This window comes from Syntrophorhabdaceae bacterium, from assembly GCA_028698615.1.
In the GTDB taxonomy this organism is placed as follows: domain Bacteria; phylum Desulfobacterota; class Syntrophorhabdia; order Syntrophorhabdales; family Syntrophorhabdaceae; genus Delta-02.
In genome coordinates this window covers 54528-71330 of record JAQVWF010000014.1, presented here as the reverse complement: position 1 = coordinate 71330, position 16803 = coordinate 54528, and the positions used below count along the sequence as shown (strand labels likewise).

The following is a 16803-nucleotide window of genomic DNA, read 5'->3' as shown; positions in this document are numbered from 1 at the left end:
ATGGCGGAAGTGCATGGGAATCGAACCCACCCGCCAGCTCGTCACCGGCACACTGGTTTTGAAGACCAGGAGGCCCACCAGGACCCCTCCACTTCCGTTGCTATAGTCTATTGATTACGGCAGACGATGTCAATCAGCCTTTTCATTCGGGAGATGAATGGATGGAGGCAAAAACCGTGTTAAGTTTTGGGTGTTAAGTGTTGAGTGCAAAGAAGGGAAAAGCGCCTCTGCTTTCAACTGAGGCGTTTCTGTTATTCGAAATTGAACTCCTTTTCCGTGAACAGTACTCTGCATGCTTCGACCGCCGTCGGATCGTACCGCGTTCCGCTGTTGTCGATGATCTCTTTCAGCGCTATCTCCATTCCCAACGCCGGGCGATACGGCCTGTGTGTCGCCATGGCCTCCACCACGTCCGCCACGGCCAGGATCCTTGCCTCCATTATTATCGTTTCCTGGCTTATGCCGTGGGGGTAGCCTGAACCGTCGAGCCGTTCGTGATGCTGGATCGTCGCTATTGCCACGGGCCAGGGGAACTCGATACCTTTAAGGATATTGTAGCCCGCCTGGGCGTGGGCCTTGATGATGTTGAATTCGAATTCGTTGAGCGCGCCGGGCTTGCTCAGTATCTCGGCTGGGACGATGATCTTTCCTATGTCATGGAGAAAACCCATCACCTCGAGGCCGTCTATGAATTCCTGGGGCAAGCCCATCTTCCGTCCGATGGCGCAGGAAAGCTGTGCGACACGCCTCTGGTGGCCTGCTGTATAGGGGTCTCGCATCTCTATCGTTGTCGCCAGGGCCCTGACGGTGCCCTCGACGGTCTTGCGCATGTTCCCCAGGCTGTCTTTCAGGGCATTTTCGGCTTTGATCTTTTCCGCTATTTCGCTTTCAAGGAACCGGGTCTTTTCCCGCACTTTTTCGCCGAGATGGGTGTTGAGTTTTCTCAGTTCCTGTTTGGTGAGCGAAAGGCTCTCGTTCCGGCTTATCAGGTTCTCGTAGGTTGAACAGAAGAAATTGAGGATCTTTTGGGGATCCGCAAGCAACTGATGCAGCTTTCCGTCAAGTTCGATCGCGACGCTGGCCAGGTGTGTTCCGTTCTGTCCGGGTTTTTCCCGGGTAAGTATCGATTCCACGGTAGCGGCCAGTGCCTCTGCACTGTATGGTTTGGTGATGTAATAGTCCGCACCCGCCTCGAGTCCTTTCACAACGTCCCTGACATTGGAAAGCAGGGTCAGCAGGACAAAGGGTATCCGTTTGAGCTCCCCATCTGTCTTGATGGTCCTGCAGAACTCATACCCGTTCATCTGCGGCATCTCGACGTCGCTGATGATCAGGTCGGGCATGGTCTCGTTGACCCTATAAAGGCCGTCCATGCCATTTTCCGCGACCGTGACCTCATATCCCCTCTTCGTAAGGATCTCCTCGAGAATCCTTGCCTGGGTCCTGCTGTCTTCCGCTATACAAATCCGCTTCGCCATATGTCTTCACCAACGTGGCATATGTATACCACGATACTATCATCGGAAACTTGACCGGGAACTTAAGCTGCGGAACATTATCTCGCTCCCGTGTTTGACGCCTTGCCGTACGCCTCCCTTCCGGTGATCCCGCTTTTCAAGGCGGGAGGCGGGAATAAAAAAAAGCGCCCACCCTGTTACGGGCGGGCGCTTCTGTCCTCAATGATCCGCTGCTACTGTTTCTTGAATTCCTTCTCCATCGCCTCTTTCGCCGGTTTTACGTACATGTCGCGGAGTTTTGGTTTTTCTATTTTGCCGGCGGGGTTGCGAGGAATGGTGGTATACACCATCTTTTCAGGCCATTTGTATTTCGCGAGACCCTTTTCCTTGACGAAATTGATGATCTCTTCGTCGGTGATCGTCTCGCCTTCCTTCGGCTGGATGATCGCCATAACGATCTCTACAAGTCTGGGGTGCGGATATCCCAGGACGGCGACGTCCATGACCTTGGGATGTTTGCGGAGGGCATCCTCGATCTCGGCGGGGAAGATGTTCTCGCCGCCCCTGATGATGAGGTCCTTGGCCCTGTCGGCGAAGAAGATAAAACCCTCCTCATCCATATAGGCGAGGTCGCCCGTGTAGAGCCAGCCGTCCTTTATCGTCTTTGCCGTCATCTCCGGGTTAAAGGCATATTCCTTCATGAGGCGGGGACCTTTGAGGAGAAGTTCGCCCACGCCGCCGGCGGGCAATGTCTTCCCTTCGCTGTCCACAACCTTTGCATCCATGAAGGCCGTAGCCTTGCCGATGGAACCGGCTTTCCCCATGATGTCTTCGTCATAACAGTTGGTGAGTCCGCCGCCCCCGCCCTCGGTGATGCCATAGATGTTAGCGATGGGCAGGTTGGGGAAAAATTTCTTGGAATCCTCAAGAAGGATGTAGGGAACCGGCTGGGCGCCTATCTCGATATGGCGCAGCGCGGACAGGTCGTAGTCCTTGAGGTTTATCTGGCCTGTTTTCAGCGCGTTGATAACATCCGACCAGGTCGGAACCGTATTCCAGCCGCCGGTGCATTTCTCGTCGGCCATGCTCCTGAGATAAAATTCAGGCTGGGTCTCCATCGCCATGAGGACCTTGCCTGCCGCAATGTAGCAGGGAAAGGAGAGGAACAGGGTGCCGCTGTGGTAGAAGGGGTGCGGAGACAGGTATACACTGTTGTAACCCTCGTTGTAGGTCAGGGCGTTGCCGATACCGATGTAGAAAAGGCTGTGGTGCGTGTGGGAGACCGGTTTCGGAGCGCCGGTTGTCCCCGACGTGAACATCAGTTCCGCCATATCGTCGTCGGCCGTCTCAAAGCAAACAGGTGCGGCATCGCCTTTTGCCACGATGTCATTATATGATTTTGCGCCGGCGGGCATTGTTTCGCCGAGACAAATGAAGTTCTTGCAATAGTCCATCTCTTTCATGATGGGTTCAACTCTTGCGTTAAACTGTTCGCCGAACATAAAAACCTTGCATTTCGTGACATCGGCGGCGTACTTGATGTCGGCGCTGGCAAAGCGGAAGTTAAGAGGTGTTACTGTTGCGCCCGTCTTCAGGACTGCTATGTAGCTGGCATACCACTCCATGCAGTTCATCATAAGGTGAACAACGATGTCGCCCTTCTTGACACCACAATCCTTGATAAGGTAGTTGGCAATCTTGTTCGCCTGATCGTCAAACTCTCTCCACGTGAGACTCCGGCGCTGTTTCTTTGACGGGAAGCTTTCGATAATGAACTCTCGTTGTGGAAACTTGCTCGCATTGAGCCCCGAAAACATTGCAAAATTCATAATAACCCTCCTTATGGAAACGCTTTTTTTTTATTGCTTTAAGTCCCATCAGCATGATAAAAAGATTTAGGATTCTTTGTCAACAGTAAAGTAAAACCAAATACCTTCAGGAGGTCTTGCCATGGCAGAAGTCTTCACGCACATCGGTGAAATCTTGGCACGCAACGCGCGCATGTACCCCAATGACGTTGCCCTCGTCGAGCGCACACCCGCAGAAAAGAAAAGAGTCGAACTTACCTGGAAACAATTCGACGATCAAGCAAACCAGTTCTCCAATGCCCTTGCTAAGATAGGGGCAAAAAAAGGCGATAAAATTGTCCATTTTATGAACAACTCCACCAAATGGCTGATTGCCTATTTCGGCATTATCAGGACGGGAGCCTGGGTAGTGCCTCTTAATTTCCGTTTTACCTCGGAAGACGTGAAATACTGCAGTGAAGTTGCAGAGCAGACGATCATCGTCTTCGACGAAGAGTTCACCGACAGGATCGAGGCAATAAAGGGCGACCTTCCCACAGTGAAGAAATTCATCTGTGTCGGCGGCAAGGTCCCGGCATGGGCAGAATCTTTCGACAAGCTCATCGCCTCCGAATCCACCGCGAACCTCAATGTCACACTTCTCCCCACGGATGAGTGCGGACTCTACTTCACCTCGGGCACAACAGGCCAGCCGAAACCGATCCTTCTCACCCACAACAACATGTTCTGCGCCTGCGTCACCGAGAACGCACATCACAAGCAGACAAAGAAGGACTGCTTCATCCTCATCCCGCCCCTGTATCACACGGGCGCCAAAATGCACTGGTTTGGCAGCTTCATCGTAGGCAGCAAAGCCGTTATCCTCAAGGGCGTATCTCCGGAATGGACCCTCGAGGCTGTCAGCGAGGAAGGCGGCACCATCGTGTGGCTGCTCGTCCCCTGGGCACAGGACATCCTTATGAAATTCGATAAGGGCGAACTGAAACCCTCCAACTACAAGCTCGAGCAGTGGCGCCTCATGCATATCGGAGCGCAGCCCGTTCCCCCGGCGCTCATCAAGCACTGGAAGGAATACTTCCCCACAATGGATTACGACACCAACTTCGGTCTCAGCGAGTCCACGGGTCCCGGATGCGTTCATCTCGGGATGGGCAACGAGCATAAGATCGGCGCCATCGGCATTCCCGGCTTCAACTGGGAATTCAAGATCGTCGACGAGCAGGGCGTCACCCTGAAGCAGGGAGAAGCAGGCGAACTTGTCGTCCGCGGCAACGGCGTCATGCGCGAATACTACAACAACCCGGAAGCAACGAAGAAAACCCTCATCGACGGCTGGCTTTTCACCGGCGACATGGCCCGGGAAGACGAAGACGGTTTCATCTGGCTCGTCGACAGGAAGAAGGACATCATCATCACCGGCGGCGAGAATGTCTTCCCCGTCGAAGTGGAGGATTTTCTCTATACCAACGCAAAGATAAAGGACGCAGCAGCGATTGGTATTCCCGATGATCGCCTCGGCGAGATCGTCACCGTCGTCGTCGAGCTCAAACCGGGCGAGACCATGACCGAAGAAGAAGTGATCAAGTTCTGCGAGCCGCTGCCAAGGTACAAGAGACCGAGAAAGGTGTTCTTCGGCAATGTCCCGCGCAACCCCACAGGCAAGATAGAAAAGCCGAAACTGAGAAAACAGTATTCCGGCATGGAAGAGGCATTCAAGGTTAAATAGGGAACGCGACGAAAGGAAGGACCGGGATGACTGTCCCGGTCCTTCCTTCAATGTCTCCCGTTCGGAAAGAATTTGGTGCCTTAGAACGTGTCCCACAAAAAACAACTCACCCTCGAAGAAACCATCGGCTACTCATTCAAGAACAGAGAACTCTACAATCAGGCGGTGACGCACAGCTCCTGCTTCAACGAGAAGCGGGAAGCCCGCCGCTCCGATAACGAGAAACTGGAATTTCTCGGTGACGCCATCCTCAACACCATGATCAGCATCATGCTCTACAAGCGTTTTCGCGGCAGAGATGAGGGCTTTCTCAGCAATGCCCGCTCCAGCCTCGTAAAGAGGGAAACCCTCACGGCCATTGGAAAGGAGATCAACCTCGACCAGCATATGAGCTACGGCAACGGAGAAGGCAGCGTTCCCGAAGAGTCGAAGGTACTATCCAATATGGTCGAAGCCCTGATCGGCGCGCTCTATCTCGACAGCGGGATCCGGAATACGGCGAAGGTGATCAGAAAACTCTTCTCACCCTACTTTACCGAAGAAAAGCTTACCGAAAAGAACCCCAAGAACATCCTCCAGGAGCTTTCCCAGAAGAAATGGGGGGTCCTTCCCCGGTACAAGTTCCCCCGCAGGACCAAGGACGGCTTTGCGGTTATCGTCTTCATAGGAAAGGAACACAAGGCGCGGGGCACGGGGAAAAGCAAGAAAGAAGCGGAACAGAGTGCCGCCCGAGCACTCCTGGAATATCTCGCGAAATTAGAGATCTAGAGATAATAACCTCTTCCTGTACATCCCCGCCGCGACCATACCGGCCAGAAGAACAAGGCACACAACGATGAAGTAATCTCCGTATCGCACGTAGGGCGTCATTGTGTCTTTCAGGGCATAGGTGCCCCTCAGGACATCTTCGGTGAAAATGGGGGTCCTGCCCTGGATCCGGCCCCTGGGGTCGATGACGGCACTGATGCCGGTGTTGGCGGCCCTGAGCACGTATCTGTCCGTTTCGATGGCGCGGAACACGTAGAACGCAAAGTGCTGAAAAGGTGCGGATGTCCTGTTGTACCAGGCATCGTTGGTGACGTTGATGAGAACCTGCGCGCCCCCCCTCACCGTTTCATTGGTTATGTAGGGGAATATTCCCTCAAAGCAGATAAGGATGCCCGCCTTTCCCGCATCCGTTATGATGGGTACGTGCCCCTCGCCTGACATGAAATCCGCTCCGATGGCGGTGAGCTTCTCAAGAAAGGGAAAATAGGAGACGATCGGGGTGTACTCTCCAAAGGGAACGAGATGGACTTTGTTATATATCGCCGCGGTCTGCCCGCTCCCGTTGACATAGTAGACGCTGTTCAGCAAGCTTCCCTTCCCCCCGAGCCCCACCGTCCCGAAAAACAGCCGGGAGCGGAGCATTGCGGGCACCGCCTTGATATACTTGTATGCATGGATGTCGCGATCTATGATGAAAGGTATCGCCGTTTCGGGCCAGATGATGAGATCGGCATTCTGCGCAAGACCAAAGCTCAGCCGGTAGTACTTGCTCACGGTCATCATCTTGAAGGCATCGTCCCATTTTACGTCCTGACCGATGTTTCCCTGGACTATCGCCGCCTTGAGCGGCTCTGCGTCCCTGTGCTGAAGCCTCACGAAACCATAGGTCAGGGAAGAGGCGATGAGAACGAGTACAGCCGTGGTCCATACAATCGACACCTTTTTGCGCACCCACAGGGAAAAGAGGATGCCGTTCACCGCTACGATCAGAAAGGAAATAAAGTATGTCCCCGTGACGGAGGCCACCTGTATGAAGGGAAGGAAGCTGTATTGCGAGTGGCCGAGAAACGCCCAGGGAAAGCCCGTCATGACGACTCCCCTCGCGTACTCAAGCAAGACCCATAGGGGAGCGGCAAAGAGATAGGCGGAGATGGAGGTCCTTTTCTCGAGAAAGGCGCAGGAAAGCGCAAAGATCCCCAGGTAAAGGGAAAGATAGAGGACAAAAAGAAGGAGGATCAGTATACTGACGGGGATATTTATGCCCCCGTAACGGTTCATGGCCACAACAACCCAATAGATGATCCCGAGCCAGGCGACTACCCCGGCCGCAAAACCCTGTTTGAACGACAGGAGAAGGTTGTCCTTGTCAATGGCTCGCAAGAGCGGCACAAGGGCAATGAAGGCAAGGGGAAAGAGGGACACCGGCGGCTGTACGAAGACAAGCATCGCCCCCGACAGGAATGCGAGCCCGTATCCCGGGATAAGTGATGAAAAACGGCCCCTCCTGTCAGCAAGAGCTTTCATTCACGGTCCTCCTCCATCAGCATCGAGCATACAATACGGCTATTCATCGACAAGCGCCAGGTAGACGGGATGCTCGAGGACAACCCCCATGAGCTTTTTTTCGCGGTAGCGCATCTTCCTCGCCTCTGAGGGCCCGCTTACGTGGTCGTAACCCATGATGTGGACCAGACCATGGACAATGAGGCTGAAGAACCTTTCATAAAAGGGGATACCCGCCTCGCGGGCCTCATCGCGGGCGCGTTCCACGGAAATGATGATGTCCCCGATGGCCTCTCCGGGCATTCCGTCAAGATAGGAGAAGGAGATAACGTTCGTCGGCCGGTCTTTTCCGAAAAGATCCCTGTTCATGAGGGCGATCTTCCCGTCATCCACCAGCAGTATGCTCAGGTCCCTGTTCTGAATCCTTAAAAAGGCCAGTAGTTCCCTTGTTACCTTGTCGATCGCTTTTCGATTGAGCTTCATCAACCTTTGGGAGTTTTTTATCAGAACCGCCATTTTGTGTCCTTTCAGGGTATTCGATGCGATGATGAAAGATGCCGATGAGGATCGCGATAAAGCTTTTCCGAATCGCGTGGAGGTCCTTAAGGGTCAGCTCGCACTCGTTGAGCTGGCCGTCAAGGAATATGTCCTCTATGATGCGCTGAACATGGTTCTCGATCCTCTTGGGCGTAGGGTCTTCAAGGACCCGGGATGCGGCTTCGACGGCATCGGCGAGCATGATGATACCCGCCTCCTTCGTCTGCGGCTTCGGACCGGGATAGCGGAAGTCCTTTTCCTCGATCACGTGGAGCAACGGATCTTCCTTTCCCTTGGCCTTGGTGTAAAAAAAGCTCGTCAGACTGGTGCCGTGGTGCTCCTGGATGATGCCTGTCAGCCTGCTTCCCAGTCTGTACTCCTTCGCCAGTTCCACCCCCTCTTTCACGTGAGACATTATGATGAGGGCGCTCATATTCGCGGTAATGCCTGCATGGGCGTCCTCGGAACCGGTCCGGTTCTCGATATAATAATGGGGCATCTTCAATTTCCCTATATCATGGTAGTACGCGGCAACACGTGTCAGGAGAGGGTGGGCGCCGATAGCCTCCGCAGCCGCCTTTGAGAGATTGCCGACAACGATGCTGTGGTGGTACGTCCCCGGCGCATTGAGCATCATGTCTCCCAGCAGGGGATGCTCGAGGTTGGCAAGCTCCAGAAGTTTGATGTCCGTCGTGTAATCGAAAACGCTTTCAATGACGGGCAAAAGCCCGAGGACTATGAAACTGCCGGCAATGCCGTTGACGAGCACGAAGGCCACCCTGAGGGGAATGCTTCCAGACGACCGACTTGTGAAAACGTCGCCGGCAAGCATAAAGAGGCACATCAAGAAAGCCGTGTATATGCCCGCCTTGAGGATAGTATTGCGGTTCTCGCACTTGCCCGAGAAAAATGCGCCCACTATGGACCCGGCCAGGGTGTAAAGGAAAATGCGGAGACTGTAGTTGAAAGAGAATGCCAGCGTGGCTGCATAAACGAGGGAGAAAATGAGGGCTATCTCCGAAAAGAGAACGATGCGCACCACCATCGCGAAAACGAAAACGGGAATGATATAGAAGAGGTCTTCAATGCGGCTCTGGGCATAACTCTCAAAGATCAGGTGGAAAGATTTTACGAGAAGCACACAGAAGACCATGAAAACAGAACAAAAGATGAGGTCTTTCTTCGACAGGTAGAACTTTTTTATGTTCTTTTCCGAATACTCATAGAGAATCGCTATGAGCAGAACGAGAAGGATGAAAACGGCGATGAATCTCTTGACCGCAAAGACCTCACGCCTGTCCAGTGTGTTGTATACGGCGATCTTGCTGAAATGGTCGGCGTTGATCCGCTCGCCCTCCCGTACGATGACCTCGCCCTTCTTCACCGTGGCGTCCGTGCCGGGTACGGAAAAATCCATGGGAGCCCTGAGGTTCTCCCTCGCTATATCGCCAAGCTGATATTCAGCGGTGAAGAAAGGGTTCTTTATGCTGACTATGAGCGCCAGCGCCACGGCGAGGCAGACGAGAATGAGCAATTTCCCGTAGTGGCGGTACGAAGGAGGTTTATCCTTTCCGTTCTGCATTTTTGGACTCCTCCAATTCCAGTCGTCGTGCTTCATAGGCCTTGATTATTTTCTGCACCAGGGGATGGCGCACGACATCCTTTTCGGTAAAGTAGACGAATTTGATCCCCTTGACGCCCCTCAGAATCCCCCTCACCTCCACGAGACCGCTTGTTTTCTTGTCGGCAAGGTCGATCTGGGTGATATCGCCGGTGATGACCGTCTTCGATGAAAAACCGAGTCTCGTCAGGAACATTTTCATTTGTTCCGAGGCTGTGTTCTGCGCTTCGTCGAGGATGATGAAGGCGTCGTTGAGCGTTCTGCCGCGCATGAACGCCAGCGGGGCGATCTCGATGACCCCTCTTTCGATAAGCCTTGTGGCCCGGTCCATGTCGACCATATCGTAGAGCGCGTCATAAAGAGGCCTCAGATAGGGATTGACCTTCTCGTACATCGTGCCGGGCAGGTATCCCAGTTTTTCCCCCGCCTCTATGGCGGGGCGCGTCAGGATGATCCGCGATACCTCGCGCCTGTAATAGGCGCCCAGGGCCATCGCCATTGCCAGGTACGTCTTGCCGGTGCCCGCCGAACCGATGGCGATGACGACATCGTATTTCTTCATCGCGTGAACATACTGCTTCTGGTTGGCGCTCTTGGGCGTAATAAGCTTCTTGGAACCGGCGATGTATATCTGGTCCTTTTCGATGTCGCCGCCGGTTTCGTGGGCATTGATGACAAACCTTACAGCGTGGTCGATATCGGAGACACCCACGGCAAAACCCTTTTTCACGATGCCGTGAAGCTCGTTTATCGCCTTCCCTGCGTCTTCAATATCCTTCTTGCCTCCTATAAGGGTGAGGTGATTGCCCCGAATACTGGCCTTGATATTGAAGTATTTCTTCAGATATTTGATGTTTTCTTCCCGCGGCCCGAAGAGGCTTCTTGCCACGTTTATATCATCGAAGGACAGCCGCAGCAATCCTTCATCAGTTTTCTCGTCCAACAATCCTCTCTTTCTCCTATTTTATAGGTTAATATACCACAAAACAGGAATTTACAAAAGAGACAAGAATTTCGGCGGCCCCTATTGCAAAGGGCTGTGTTCGATGGTATCGTTTGGAGAAAAAATTGCTGGAGAGCCCGCACCGGCGTGTTCTCTGAAAGGAAGAGCCCTTGTCGAAGAAAACGCTATCCTTCAAGACGGTACTAACGATGGGAGTGATCATCGGAATTGTAGTCATCATCATCGCCGTCATCGCCATTACACTGCAGCAGAAAAGAACCCTCAAGGCCTCCGTCGCGGGAACCCTTCCACGGATGGAAGAAAAGACCGGCTGGCAGGAACTGTTCACCGATGCGGATGGTGAACACCATTACATCATAGAAAAGAGGAAGGACCAGTCCGGGAATGTCATCGGCGCATGGGACAGGCTGACCTACTCGAAGAAAGGCAAGGACAATTACATCCTCAAACGGCGGAGCAACGGCATGTTCATAACGGGGATGGACACCCTCACCCGCCGTTACACGCTTTATTATCTGAAGTGCGGCGAAAAGGAACAGCAGTTTGCCATCATAAAGGTCTTCGAAGCATCCCGGGACGGCAAGACGCTGGATTACGGCAAGACGGGGAGTCAGAAGGACTGGGACAACGTCCCGCCAGAGGCGGTTGTCGGCAAGCTGGCAAAGATCGCCTGTCCGTAACGGACAGCATTTCCAATCACAAGTATTTGTAAGTCGTGGTATTTTCGTATAGAATATGGCGTCATGAACAAAGTTCTCATCATAGATGACGAAAAAAACATCCTCGATTCACTTTCGGGAATCCTCGAGGACGAAGGCTTTTCCGTATTGAAGGCCACCGACGGAAAGGAAGGCCTGGCCATATTCGAGCGCGAAGCGCCCGACATCGTGCTCCTGGACGTCTGGATGCCCGAGCTTGACGGGATACAGGTCCTCAAGGAAATACGCATCCGGAAGGATGACGCGAAGGTGGTCGTCATATCCGGGCACGGCACGATCTCGACGGCAGTGGAGGCTGTGAAGATGGGCGCTTACGACTTCCTCGAAAAGCCCCTCTCCATCGACAAGGTGCTCGAGGTAGTATCGCGCAGCATAGGCACGGGGCAGAAACACGACCGGTCAGTGGCGGATTTCAGGCTGGACGTGGCGCCGGGCCTCACGAGAGAGAAGCAAAAAACGATCGGAAAGAGCACCGTCGTTTACGGGGTAGGCCTCCACTCCGGTGTGAAGACGGGCATGATCCTTCTGCCCATGCCCGAAAACACGGGCATTGTCTTCGAGACCATTCCCGACGGAGAGCGAATACCGGCCTACATCGATTACGTCTTCTCCGTGGGATATGCCTCGTCGGTGAAGGGCAAGAACAGCGTGGTCCGCACCATCGAACATCTTCTCTCCGCCTGCCACATGTACGGGATCACCAATCTCCTCGTCAAGGTAAGCGAAGAGATACCCATATTCGACGGCTCCGCAATAGAGATCTGCACAAAGATCGAGGAGGCCCGGGTCGTGGAACAGGCCGACGGAATCGAACCGCTCATCATTACCGAGAAGGTGGAACTCACAAATTTGCAGAACGGCAAGTACCTTGCAGCGGAACCCTCGGACATTTTCGAGATCGATTATCTCCTTGAACAAAAGAAACCCATAGGGACCCAGCAATACCGGTTCCAGGCCAACCTCGGCGATTATGTCGCCAATATCGCCCCGGCGAGAACCTTCGGCTTCCTCAAGGACTTCGAGCAGCTTGCAAAGATGGGCCTCGGGACCGGGGGGCGCATCAACAATTTCATCATTCTCAACGAGGACGGGGTCATCAACACGAAACTGAGGTTCAAGGACGAGTTCGTTCGTCACAAGGTGCTCGACCTGATAGGCGACATATATCTCCTTAACCGCCCCATCATAGGCAAGATCACCGCCCGCCAGACAGGCCACATGGAAAACATCGCTTTTGTAAAGGAACTCAAGAAACGGTTTCTCTGACGACAAACCGTTTCAAGCTTCAGGTTTCTATCTCTCCACCACATCCTTTACCCCGTTGGACTTGTAGATGAACCTGGCGTCGCTGACGGGGGTGTTGACCTTGATGTCCGAGAACTCTATGGTGTTGATGTTGCCCGTAAATTCAAGGATCTCTATCTTCCTCAAGAGACTGTTCTTGTCGATCCACAGCTTGGCTATGGTAACGGAGGAATCCTTTTGCGGGATGAGTTCGAAATACTGCATGCCCGTCGTTATGCTGTGCTGCTTTACCTTGAAGAGGTTGTCTATCCGGGCAATGTCCTCCACGAGGTCGAAAAAAGTGCCCCCCGTTTTCTCCCGGCTGACCCTGCTCTTGAGCACGAAGGATTTGCCTTCCTCGTCCTGCCACATATGGCTCCCGTCATAGAGGAACATCTTGTCCTTGGGCTTGGTGTATTTCCAGAGGAAACCCTTGTGCCGCTTGAAAAAGAAATTTCCGTCAAACTCGCGTATCTTCTTTATACCGGAGACAAAGATCTTCTGGTGAAAGGAAGCCTCCAGCGAATTGATGGCGGCATATGTCTTCTTTATGGACTCAAAGGGGGATTTCGTCTCGCCCTGCAAACCGGGTTTTGCGTCACCCTGGGGCGCCGCTGGGCCCTGGGCGGCAACGCACAGGGGCAGCAGCAGGAACGCCGCCGCGAGGACACCGCAAACCGCCCGTGATGAAAGTCCTCTTGTGTCGGAAACAACTCTTTCTCTCATTCGATCATACCTCTGATAGGGATCATTTTTTCAGGACCTCTCTTGGCTTGACACCATCGGAAGGACCGACGATGCCTTCCTGCTCCATACGTTCTATGATACGGGCCGCACGATTGTACCCTATTCTGAATCGCCTCTGCACCATGCTTATGGAAGCCTCTCCCCTCGATGACACAAATTCGACGGCCTCCTCATACTTCTCGTCATCTATGGCCTCGCCGTTCTCTTCCTCTTCCTTCTCTTCGAGGATCTCATGATGATACGTGGGCGCACCCTGCTGCTTCAAGAATTCCACGATACGTTTGATCTCGCCCTCGGAAACGTAGGAGCCGTGGAGTCGCTGAAGCCTGCCGATCCCGGGACTCAGGAAGAGCATATCCCCATATCCCAGGAGGCTCTCGGCGCCGTTCGTGTCAAGTATGGTCCGTGAATCCACCTTGGAGAAAACCTTGCATGCCACCCGGGCAGGGAAGTTGGCCTTGATGATCCCCGTCAGGACATCGACGGAGGGCCTTTGCGTGGCAAGGATGAGGTGGATGCCCGATGCCCTGGCCATCTGGGCGAGACGGGCGATGTATTCCTCCACCTCTTTCGGGGAGACCATCATGAGGTCGGCGAGCTCGTCTATCACCACAACGATATAGGGCAGGGTCTCGCCCTCCTCGCGCACAACCTTGTGGTTGTATTTCTCTATGTTGCGAACGCCCTTTTGCGCCATCATGTTGTAGCGCCTCTCCATCTCGTCCGTCATCCAGCGCAGCGCCGTCTTCGCATTCTTCGCGTTGGTGACGACGGGCAGGAGAAGATGGGGAATTCCTTCATAGAAGGACAATTCCAGCATCTTGAGGTCGATCATGAGAAAACGCACATGGGCGGGGGTCGCCTTGAAGAGAACGCTGAGGATCATGCTGTTCAGGGACACGCTCTTGCCGGAACCCGTCGCCCCCGCCACCAGGAGGTGAGGCATCTTCGCAAGATCCGCCACGTATGATTCTCCGCTTATGGTCTTTCCCAGCACGAGGGTAAGATGTGAGGGTGAAGACGTGAAGACCCGCGATTCAATGATCTCCCGTATGTACACCGTCTCCCGCTCCCTGTTTGGGATCTCTATGCCCACCACCGCCTTGCCGGGGATGGGGGCGATGATCCTGATGGAAACGGCGCTGAGGGCCATAGCCAGGTCATCGGAAAGATTGGCGATCTTGCTCACCTTGACACCCGGAGCCGGCTCAAATTCGTACATGGTGATGACGGGCCCGGGTTTCACCTCCGTCACCCTGCCATCAATCCCGTAATCCTTGAGCTTCTTCTCCAGGATGGAGGCGTTCGCCTGGATGGATTCCTTATCGACCTTCATCTCCTTCTTTTCGACGTTATCGAGAAGGGACGGGTCGGGGAGTTTGTAAGGCCCGATCTCCTTGAAGAACTCGAAGGTATCCTGTACCGCCGCCTTCTTCTCCTGGGTCTTCGGGGCCTCGTCCTCTTCCTTCCTCCCGTGAGTCACCTTGATCTCGCTGCGACGCTCAGCCTTCTTTCGCCTCGCTATACGCTCCTCGATCACCCCCAGGATGGGCGCCTGGATGATGAGAAAGGCGGAAATGAAAAGAAGAACGACGGCGACGAGAATGGTGCCGAAATTGCCGAGGAAGTTCATGAGGGCCTTTTCGAGAAGGGACCCCATTAGTCCCGAGAACTCGATCTGGACCCCTCGCAGGTAGACCTTTCCCACAAACACCTGCAGGAGCGTCCCCACGGAAAGGAAGAAAAGAACAAGCCCCGACGAGAAGACGATGATGCTGGGGGGATCCTTTTTCCGGACATAGAAGATGCCAAAGAGGAGGGAATAGGAGACAAGGAGATAGCTCATGAATCCAAAAAGCTGCATGAAGAGGTCAGAAAGGTAGGACCCTGCCTTGCCGCAGAGATTGCGGGCCGATCCGTCGGTGACCGTATGAAATGAGGGGTCGAGAGGGTGATAGGACAGGAGACTGACGAAAAGGAAGAGGAAAACCCCTATGAGGGCTACCCCGAGCATCTCTTTCTTCAGTTCCGCCGATAGATTCATGCGTCTGCCGTCATTACGAACTGAACCTCACCGGTCCCCCTGTGCACTCGCGGCCTGACCTTTCGCCATAAGCCTTTCGATGCGAAGCCTCACATCGTCCATCACTTTTGTTTTCTGAGACCTGTCCATGCCCTCGAGCACTACGGGTTCCCCGACCTCAATGTATATTACGCCTTTTTTACGGGGAATAAAACCTCCTTTTGGCTGCAAAGCACTCGAACCATAGATACCGACGGGAACAACGGGCACCGTGGCTCGAAGTGCGAGCGTAAAACCCCCTTTTTTGAAAGGAAGGAGCTTACCATCGGCGCTGCGGGTGCCTTCGGGAAAGATAACGATGTTCGTCCCTTCCCGTATCCTCTGAGCCGCCTTCTCGATGGCCTTTAAGGCCTCCCGGGCGTTTTCCCGGTCTATGCTTATATAGCCCGCCTTTTTCATGGCCCATCCGAAAATGGGGATGCTGAAAAGCTGCCTTTTGGCGATCCATCTGAAGGACAGGGGTAATCTGGACAGGAGCGCGTATATGTCGAGAGCGCTCTGGTGGTTGCACATGACGACGTAGGGGGACGAGCTGAGATGCTCGAGCCCTTCCATTCTGACGCGGATCCCCGCCATTGCAAGGTACATCTTTGCCCAGAGGCGGGCCAGGCGGTGGAGGGCCTCTTCGTAGCTCCCAAAAAGATTCACGAGAAGGGCAACGCAGGAGAGGGCTATCGTCGAAAGAACCAGCCAGACGAGAACAATGGCACTTCTCATCCGGATAGGTCCTCAAGGGAGTCGAGGACCGCCGTCACTTCATTTTTGATCCTCTCGTCCAGATCATAGGGCGAAACGCCTCTCTTGTCGGCCTCGACGACCCGATCGTTGAGAGAGAGAAAACCGAGGAGCGGCAGCCCTTCAAGGTTCTCCCGGACAAGGGCCTCATCCTCGTTCCCGGCGATCTTGTTTCCCACGACATACACCTTCTTAATTCCAATGTCGTCGGCGAGCTTTCTCACCTGGCGTGCAGTCTGAAAGCTTCGTCTGCCCGGCTCCACTACGACGATGAGAGCATCGATATATTCTGTTGTGCCCCTGCCGAGATGCTCAAGCCCGGCCTCGAGATCAACAATGACGTATTCGTCGCGCTCTATCATGACGTAGGAAAGCAGGCTCCTGAGAAGCGCATTCTCTGCGCAGAAGCAACCGCCGCCTCCCTGGGGTATATTGCCCAGCACGAGGAGTTTCACGCCATCCCTCACCAGCGAAAAACGTTCAGGTATGTCGTCGACGCGGGGGTTCAGCTGAAAGAAGGCCCCGTACTGGCCCTTTTTCGAACCCGTCCGCTCGGCGATGAACTCCTCCATGGCGGCAAGAGGCCTCACCGCATTCAGACTTTCCTCGTCGATGCCGATGGCGCTTGCCAGGTTCGAGTCCGGGTCGGCGTCGATGGCGATCACCTTTTTACCCCTCTCGCCGAGAATCCGCGCCATGCCCCCGGCAAGGGTCGTTTTCCCCGCACCGCCTTTTCCTGAAACAGCTATCTTCATGGTATCCTTCGCTGCAAAATTATCATCCTTTGCAAAGCATTGTCAACGTTGACGGCAGAATGAAGGGCCGCTTCGCGGCAAGCCTCCATGGATGAC

At 54.1% G+C, this 16803-nt stretch carries 14 protein-coding genes and 1 tRNA gene; 4 read left to right on the top strand and 11 right to left on the bottom strand.

Annotated elements, in window-relative coordinates; translation table 11 throughout:
• Position 1: 1 nt before the first annotated feature.
• The 3 genes from PHC90_07220 to PHC90_07210 form a co-directional block, all read right to left on the bottom strand.
• Positions 2-96 (bottom strand) — tRNA-Sec (locus tag PHC90_07220).
• 155 nt (positions 97-251) lie between these two features.
• On the bottom strand, positions 252-1478 hold the full coding sequence (locus tag PHC90_07215) for a response regulator (GenBank protein ID MDD3846140.1): 1227 nt from the start codon (positions 1476-1478) through the stop codon (positions 252-254).
• A 212-nt stretch (positions 1479-1690) separates the two neighbouring features.
• Complete coding sequence (locus PHC90_07210; GenBank protein MDD3846139.1) at positions 1691-3286, bottom strand: class I adenylate-forming enzyme family protein; 1596 nt, start codon at positions 3284-3286, stop codon at positions 1691-1693.
• Between the two features lie 121 nt (positions 3287-3407).
• Here PHC90_07210 and PHC90_07205 point away from each other — a divergent pair, with 121 nt between their 5' ends.
• Together PHC90_07205 and rnc are read left to right on the top strand one after the other, a co-directional pair.
• The gene (locus tag PHC90_07205) at positions 3408-4991 is read left to right on the top strand and encodes an AMP-binding protein (protein MDD3846138.1); all 1584 of its coding nucleotides are present in this window, start codon (positions 3408-3410) and stop codon (positions 4989-4991) included.
• A gap of 87 nt (positions 4992-5078) precedes the next feature.
• On the top strand, positions 5079-5759 hold the full coding sequence (rnc, locus tag PHC90_07200; protein ID MDD3846137.1) for a ribonuclease III: 681 nt from the start codon (positions 5079-5081) through the stop codon (positions 5757-5759).
• Here the strand turns inward: rnc and lnt are convergent.
• Genes lnt through PHC90_07180 form a run of 4 tightly spaced genes read right to left on the bottom strand, consistent with a single transcriptional unit; the run spans position 5748 to position 10363 of the window.
• Positions 5748-7283 (bottom strand): apolipoprotein N-acyltransferase, encoded by a 1536-nt coding sequence (gene lnt / locus PHC90_07195; GenBank protein MDD3846136.1) that lies wholly within the window; start codon positions 7281-7283, stop codon positions 5748-5750. The genes rnc and lnt overlap by 12 nt on opposite strands.
• A gap of 39 nt (positions 7284-7322) precedes the next feature.
• On the bottom strand, positions 7323-7745 hold the full coding sequence (gene ybeY, locus PHC90_07190) for an rRNA maturation RNase YbeY (GenBank protein ID MDD3846135.1): 423 nt from the start codon (positions 7743-7745) through the stop codon (positions 7323-7325).
• Positions 7648-9381, bottom strand: coding sequence for an HDIG domain-containing protein (locus tag PHC90_07185; GenBank protein ID MDD3846134.1), 1734 nt, complete (start codon positions 9379-9381; stop codon positions 7648-7650). The genes ybeY and PHC90_07185 overlap by 98 nt, the downstream gene beginning before the upstream one ends.
• Positions 9362-10363 (bottom strand): PhoH family protein, encoded by a 1002-nt coding sequence (locus PHC90_07180; protein MDD3846133.1) that lies wholly within the window; start codon positions 10361-10363, stop codon positions 9362-9364. Before PHC90_07180 ends, PHC90_07185 begins: the two co-directional genes overlap by 20 nt.
• A 170-nt stretch (positions 10364-10533) precedes the next feature.
• On the opposite strand from PHC90_07180, the gene PHC90_07175 reads away from it, so the two are divergent.
• Both PHC90_07175 and lpxC read left to right on the top strand, forming a co-directional pair.
• Positions 10534-11064, top strand: a complete 531-nt coding sequence (locus PHC90_07175; protein MDD3846132.1) for a hypothetical protein — start codon at positions 10534-10536, stop codon at positions 11062-11064.
• Between the two features lie 63 nt (positions 11065-11127).
• The gene (gene lpxC / locus PHC90_07170; GenBank protein MDD3846131.1) at positions 11128-12369 is read left to right on the top strand and encodes a UDP-3-O-acyl-N-acetylglucosamine deacetylase; all 1242 of its coding nucleotides are present in this window, start codon (positions 11128-11130) and stop codon (positions 12367-12369) included.
• 27 nt (positions 12370-12396) lie between these two features.
• Here the strand turns inward: lpxC and PHC90_07165 are convergent, their stop codons facing one another.
• From PHC90_07165 to PHC90_07150, 4 genes are read right to left on the bottom strand one after another with little or no spacing between them, the layout of a single operon-like run.
• On the bottom strand, positions 12397-13113 hold the full coding sequence (locus PHC90_07165; protein MDD3846130.1) for an outer membrane lipoprotein carrier protein LolA: 717 nt from the start codon (positions 13111-13113) through the stop codon (positions 12397-12399).
• A gap of 22 nt (positions 13114-13135) precedes the next feature.
• Entirely contained in the window at positions 13136-15178 is a 2043-nt protein-coding gene (locus PHC90_07160; GenBank protein ID MDD3846129.1) for a DNA translocase FtsK 4TM domain-containing protein, read from the bottom strand.
• Positions 15179-15205: 27 nt separating this feature from the next.
• Positions 15206-15934, bottom strand: coding sequence for a lysophospholipid acyltransferase family protein (locus PHC90_07155; GenBank protein ID MDD3846128.1), 729 nt, complete (start codon positions 15932-15934; stop codon positions 15206-15208).
• A complete protein-coding gene (locus tag PHC90_07150) occupies positions 15931-16707 on the bottom strand; it encodes a carbon monoxide dehydrogenase accessory protein CooC (protein ID MDD3846127.1) in 777 nt (258 codons plus the stop codon). The genes PHC90_07155 and PHC90_07150 overlap by 4 nt, the downstream gene beginning before the upstream one ends.
• Positions 16708-16803: the final 96 nt, after the last annotated feature.

Excerpts from the sequence above, each read along its gene's own strand:
- PHC90_07215 (MDD3846140.1), bottom strand. The coding sequence starts at position 1,478 with ATGGCGAAGCGGATTTGTATAGCGGAAGACAGCAGGACCCAGGCAAGG.
- PHC90_07210 (MDD3846139.1), bottom strand. The coding sequence starts at position 3,286 with ATGAATTTTGCAATGTTTTCGGGGCTCAATGCGAGCAAGTTTCCACAA.
- PHC90_07205 (MDD3846138.1), top strand. The coding sequence starts at position 3,408 with ATGGCAGAAGTCTTCACGCACATCGGTGAAATCTTGGCACGCAACGCG.
- lnt (MDD3846136.1), bottom strand. The coding sequence starts at position 7,283 with ATGAAAGCTCTTGCTGACAGGAGGGGCCGTTTTTCATCACTTATCCCG.
- ybeY (MDD3846135.1), bottom strand. The coding sequence starts at position 7,745 with ATGAAGCTCAATCGAAAAGCGATCGACAAGGTAACAAGGGAACTACTG.
- PHC90_07185 (MDD3846134.1), bottom strand. The coding sequence starts at position 9,381 with ATGCAGAACGGAAAGGATAAACCTCCTTCGTACCGCCACTACGGGAAA.
- lpxC (MDD3846131.1), top strand. The coding sequence starts at position 11,128 with ATGAACAAAGTTCTCATCATAGATGACGAAAAAAACATCCTCGATTCA.
- PHC90_07165 (MDD3846130.1), bottom strand. The coding sequence starts at position 13,113 with ATGAGAGAAAGAGTTGTTTCCGACACAAGAGGACTTTCATCACGGGCG.
- PHC90_07160 (MDD3846129.1), bottom strand. The coding sequence starts at position 15,178 with ATGAATCTATCGGCGGAACTGAAGAAAGAGATGCTCGGGGTAGCCCTC.
- PHC90_07155 (MDD3846128.1), bottom strand. The coding sequence starts at position 15,934 with ATGAGAAGTGCCATTGTTCTCGTCTGGCTGGTTCTTTCGACGATAGCC.
- PHC90_07150 (MDD3846127.1), bottom strand. The coding sequence starts at position 16,707 with ATGAAGATAGCTGTTTCAGGAAAAGGCGGTGCGGGGAAAACGACCCTT.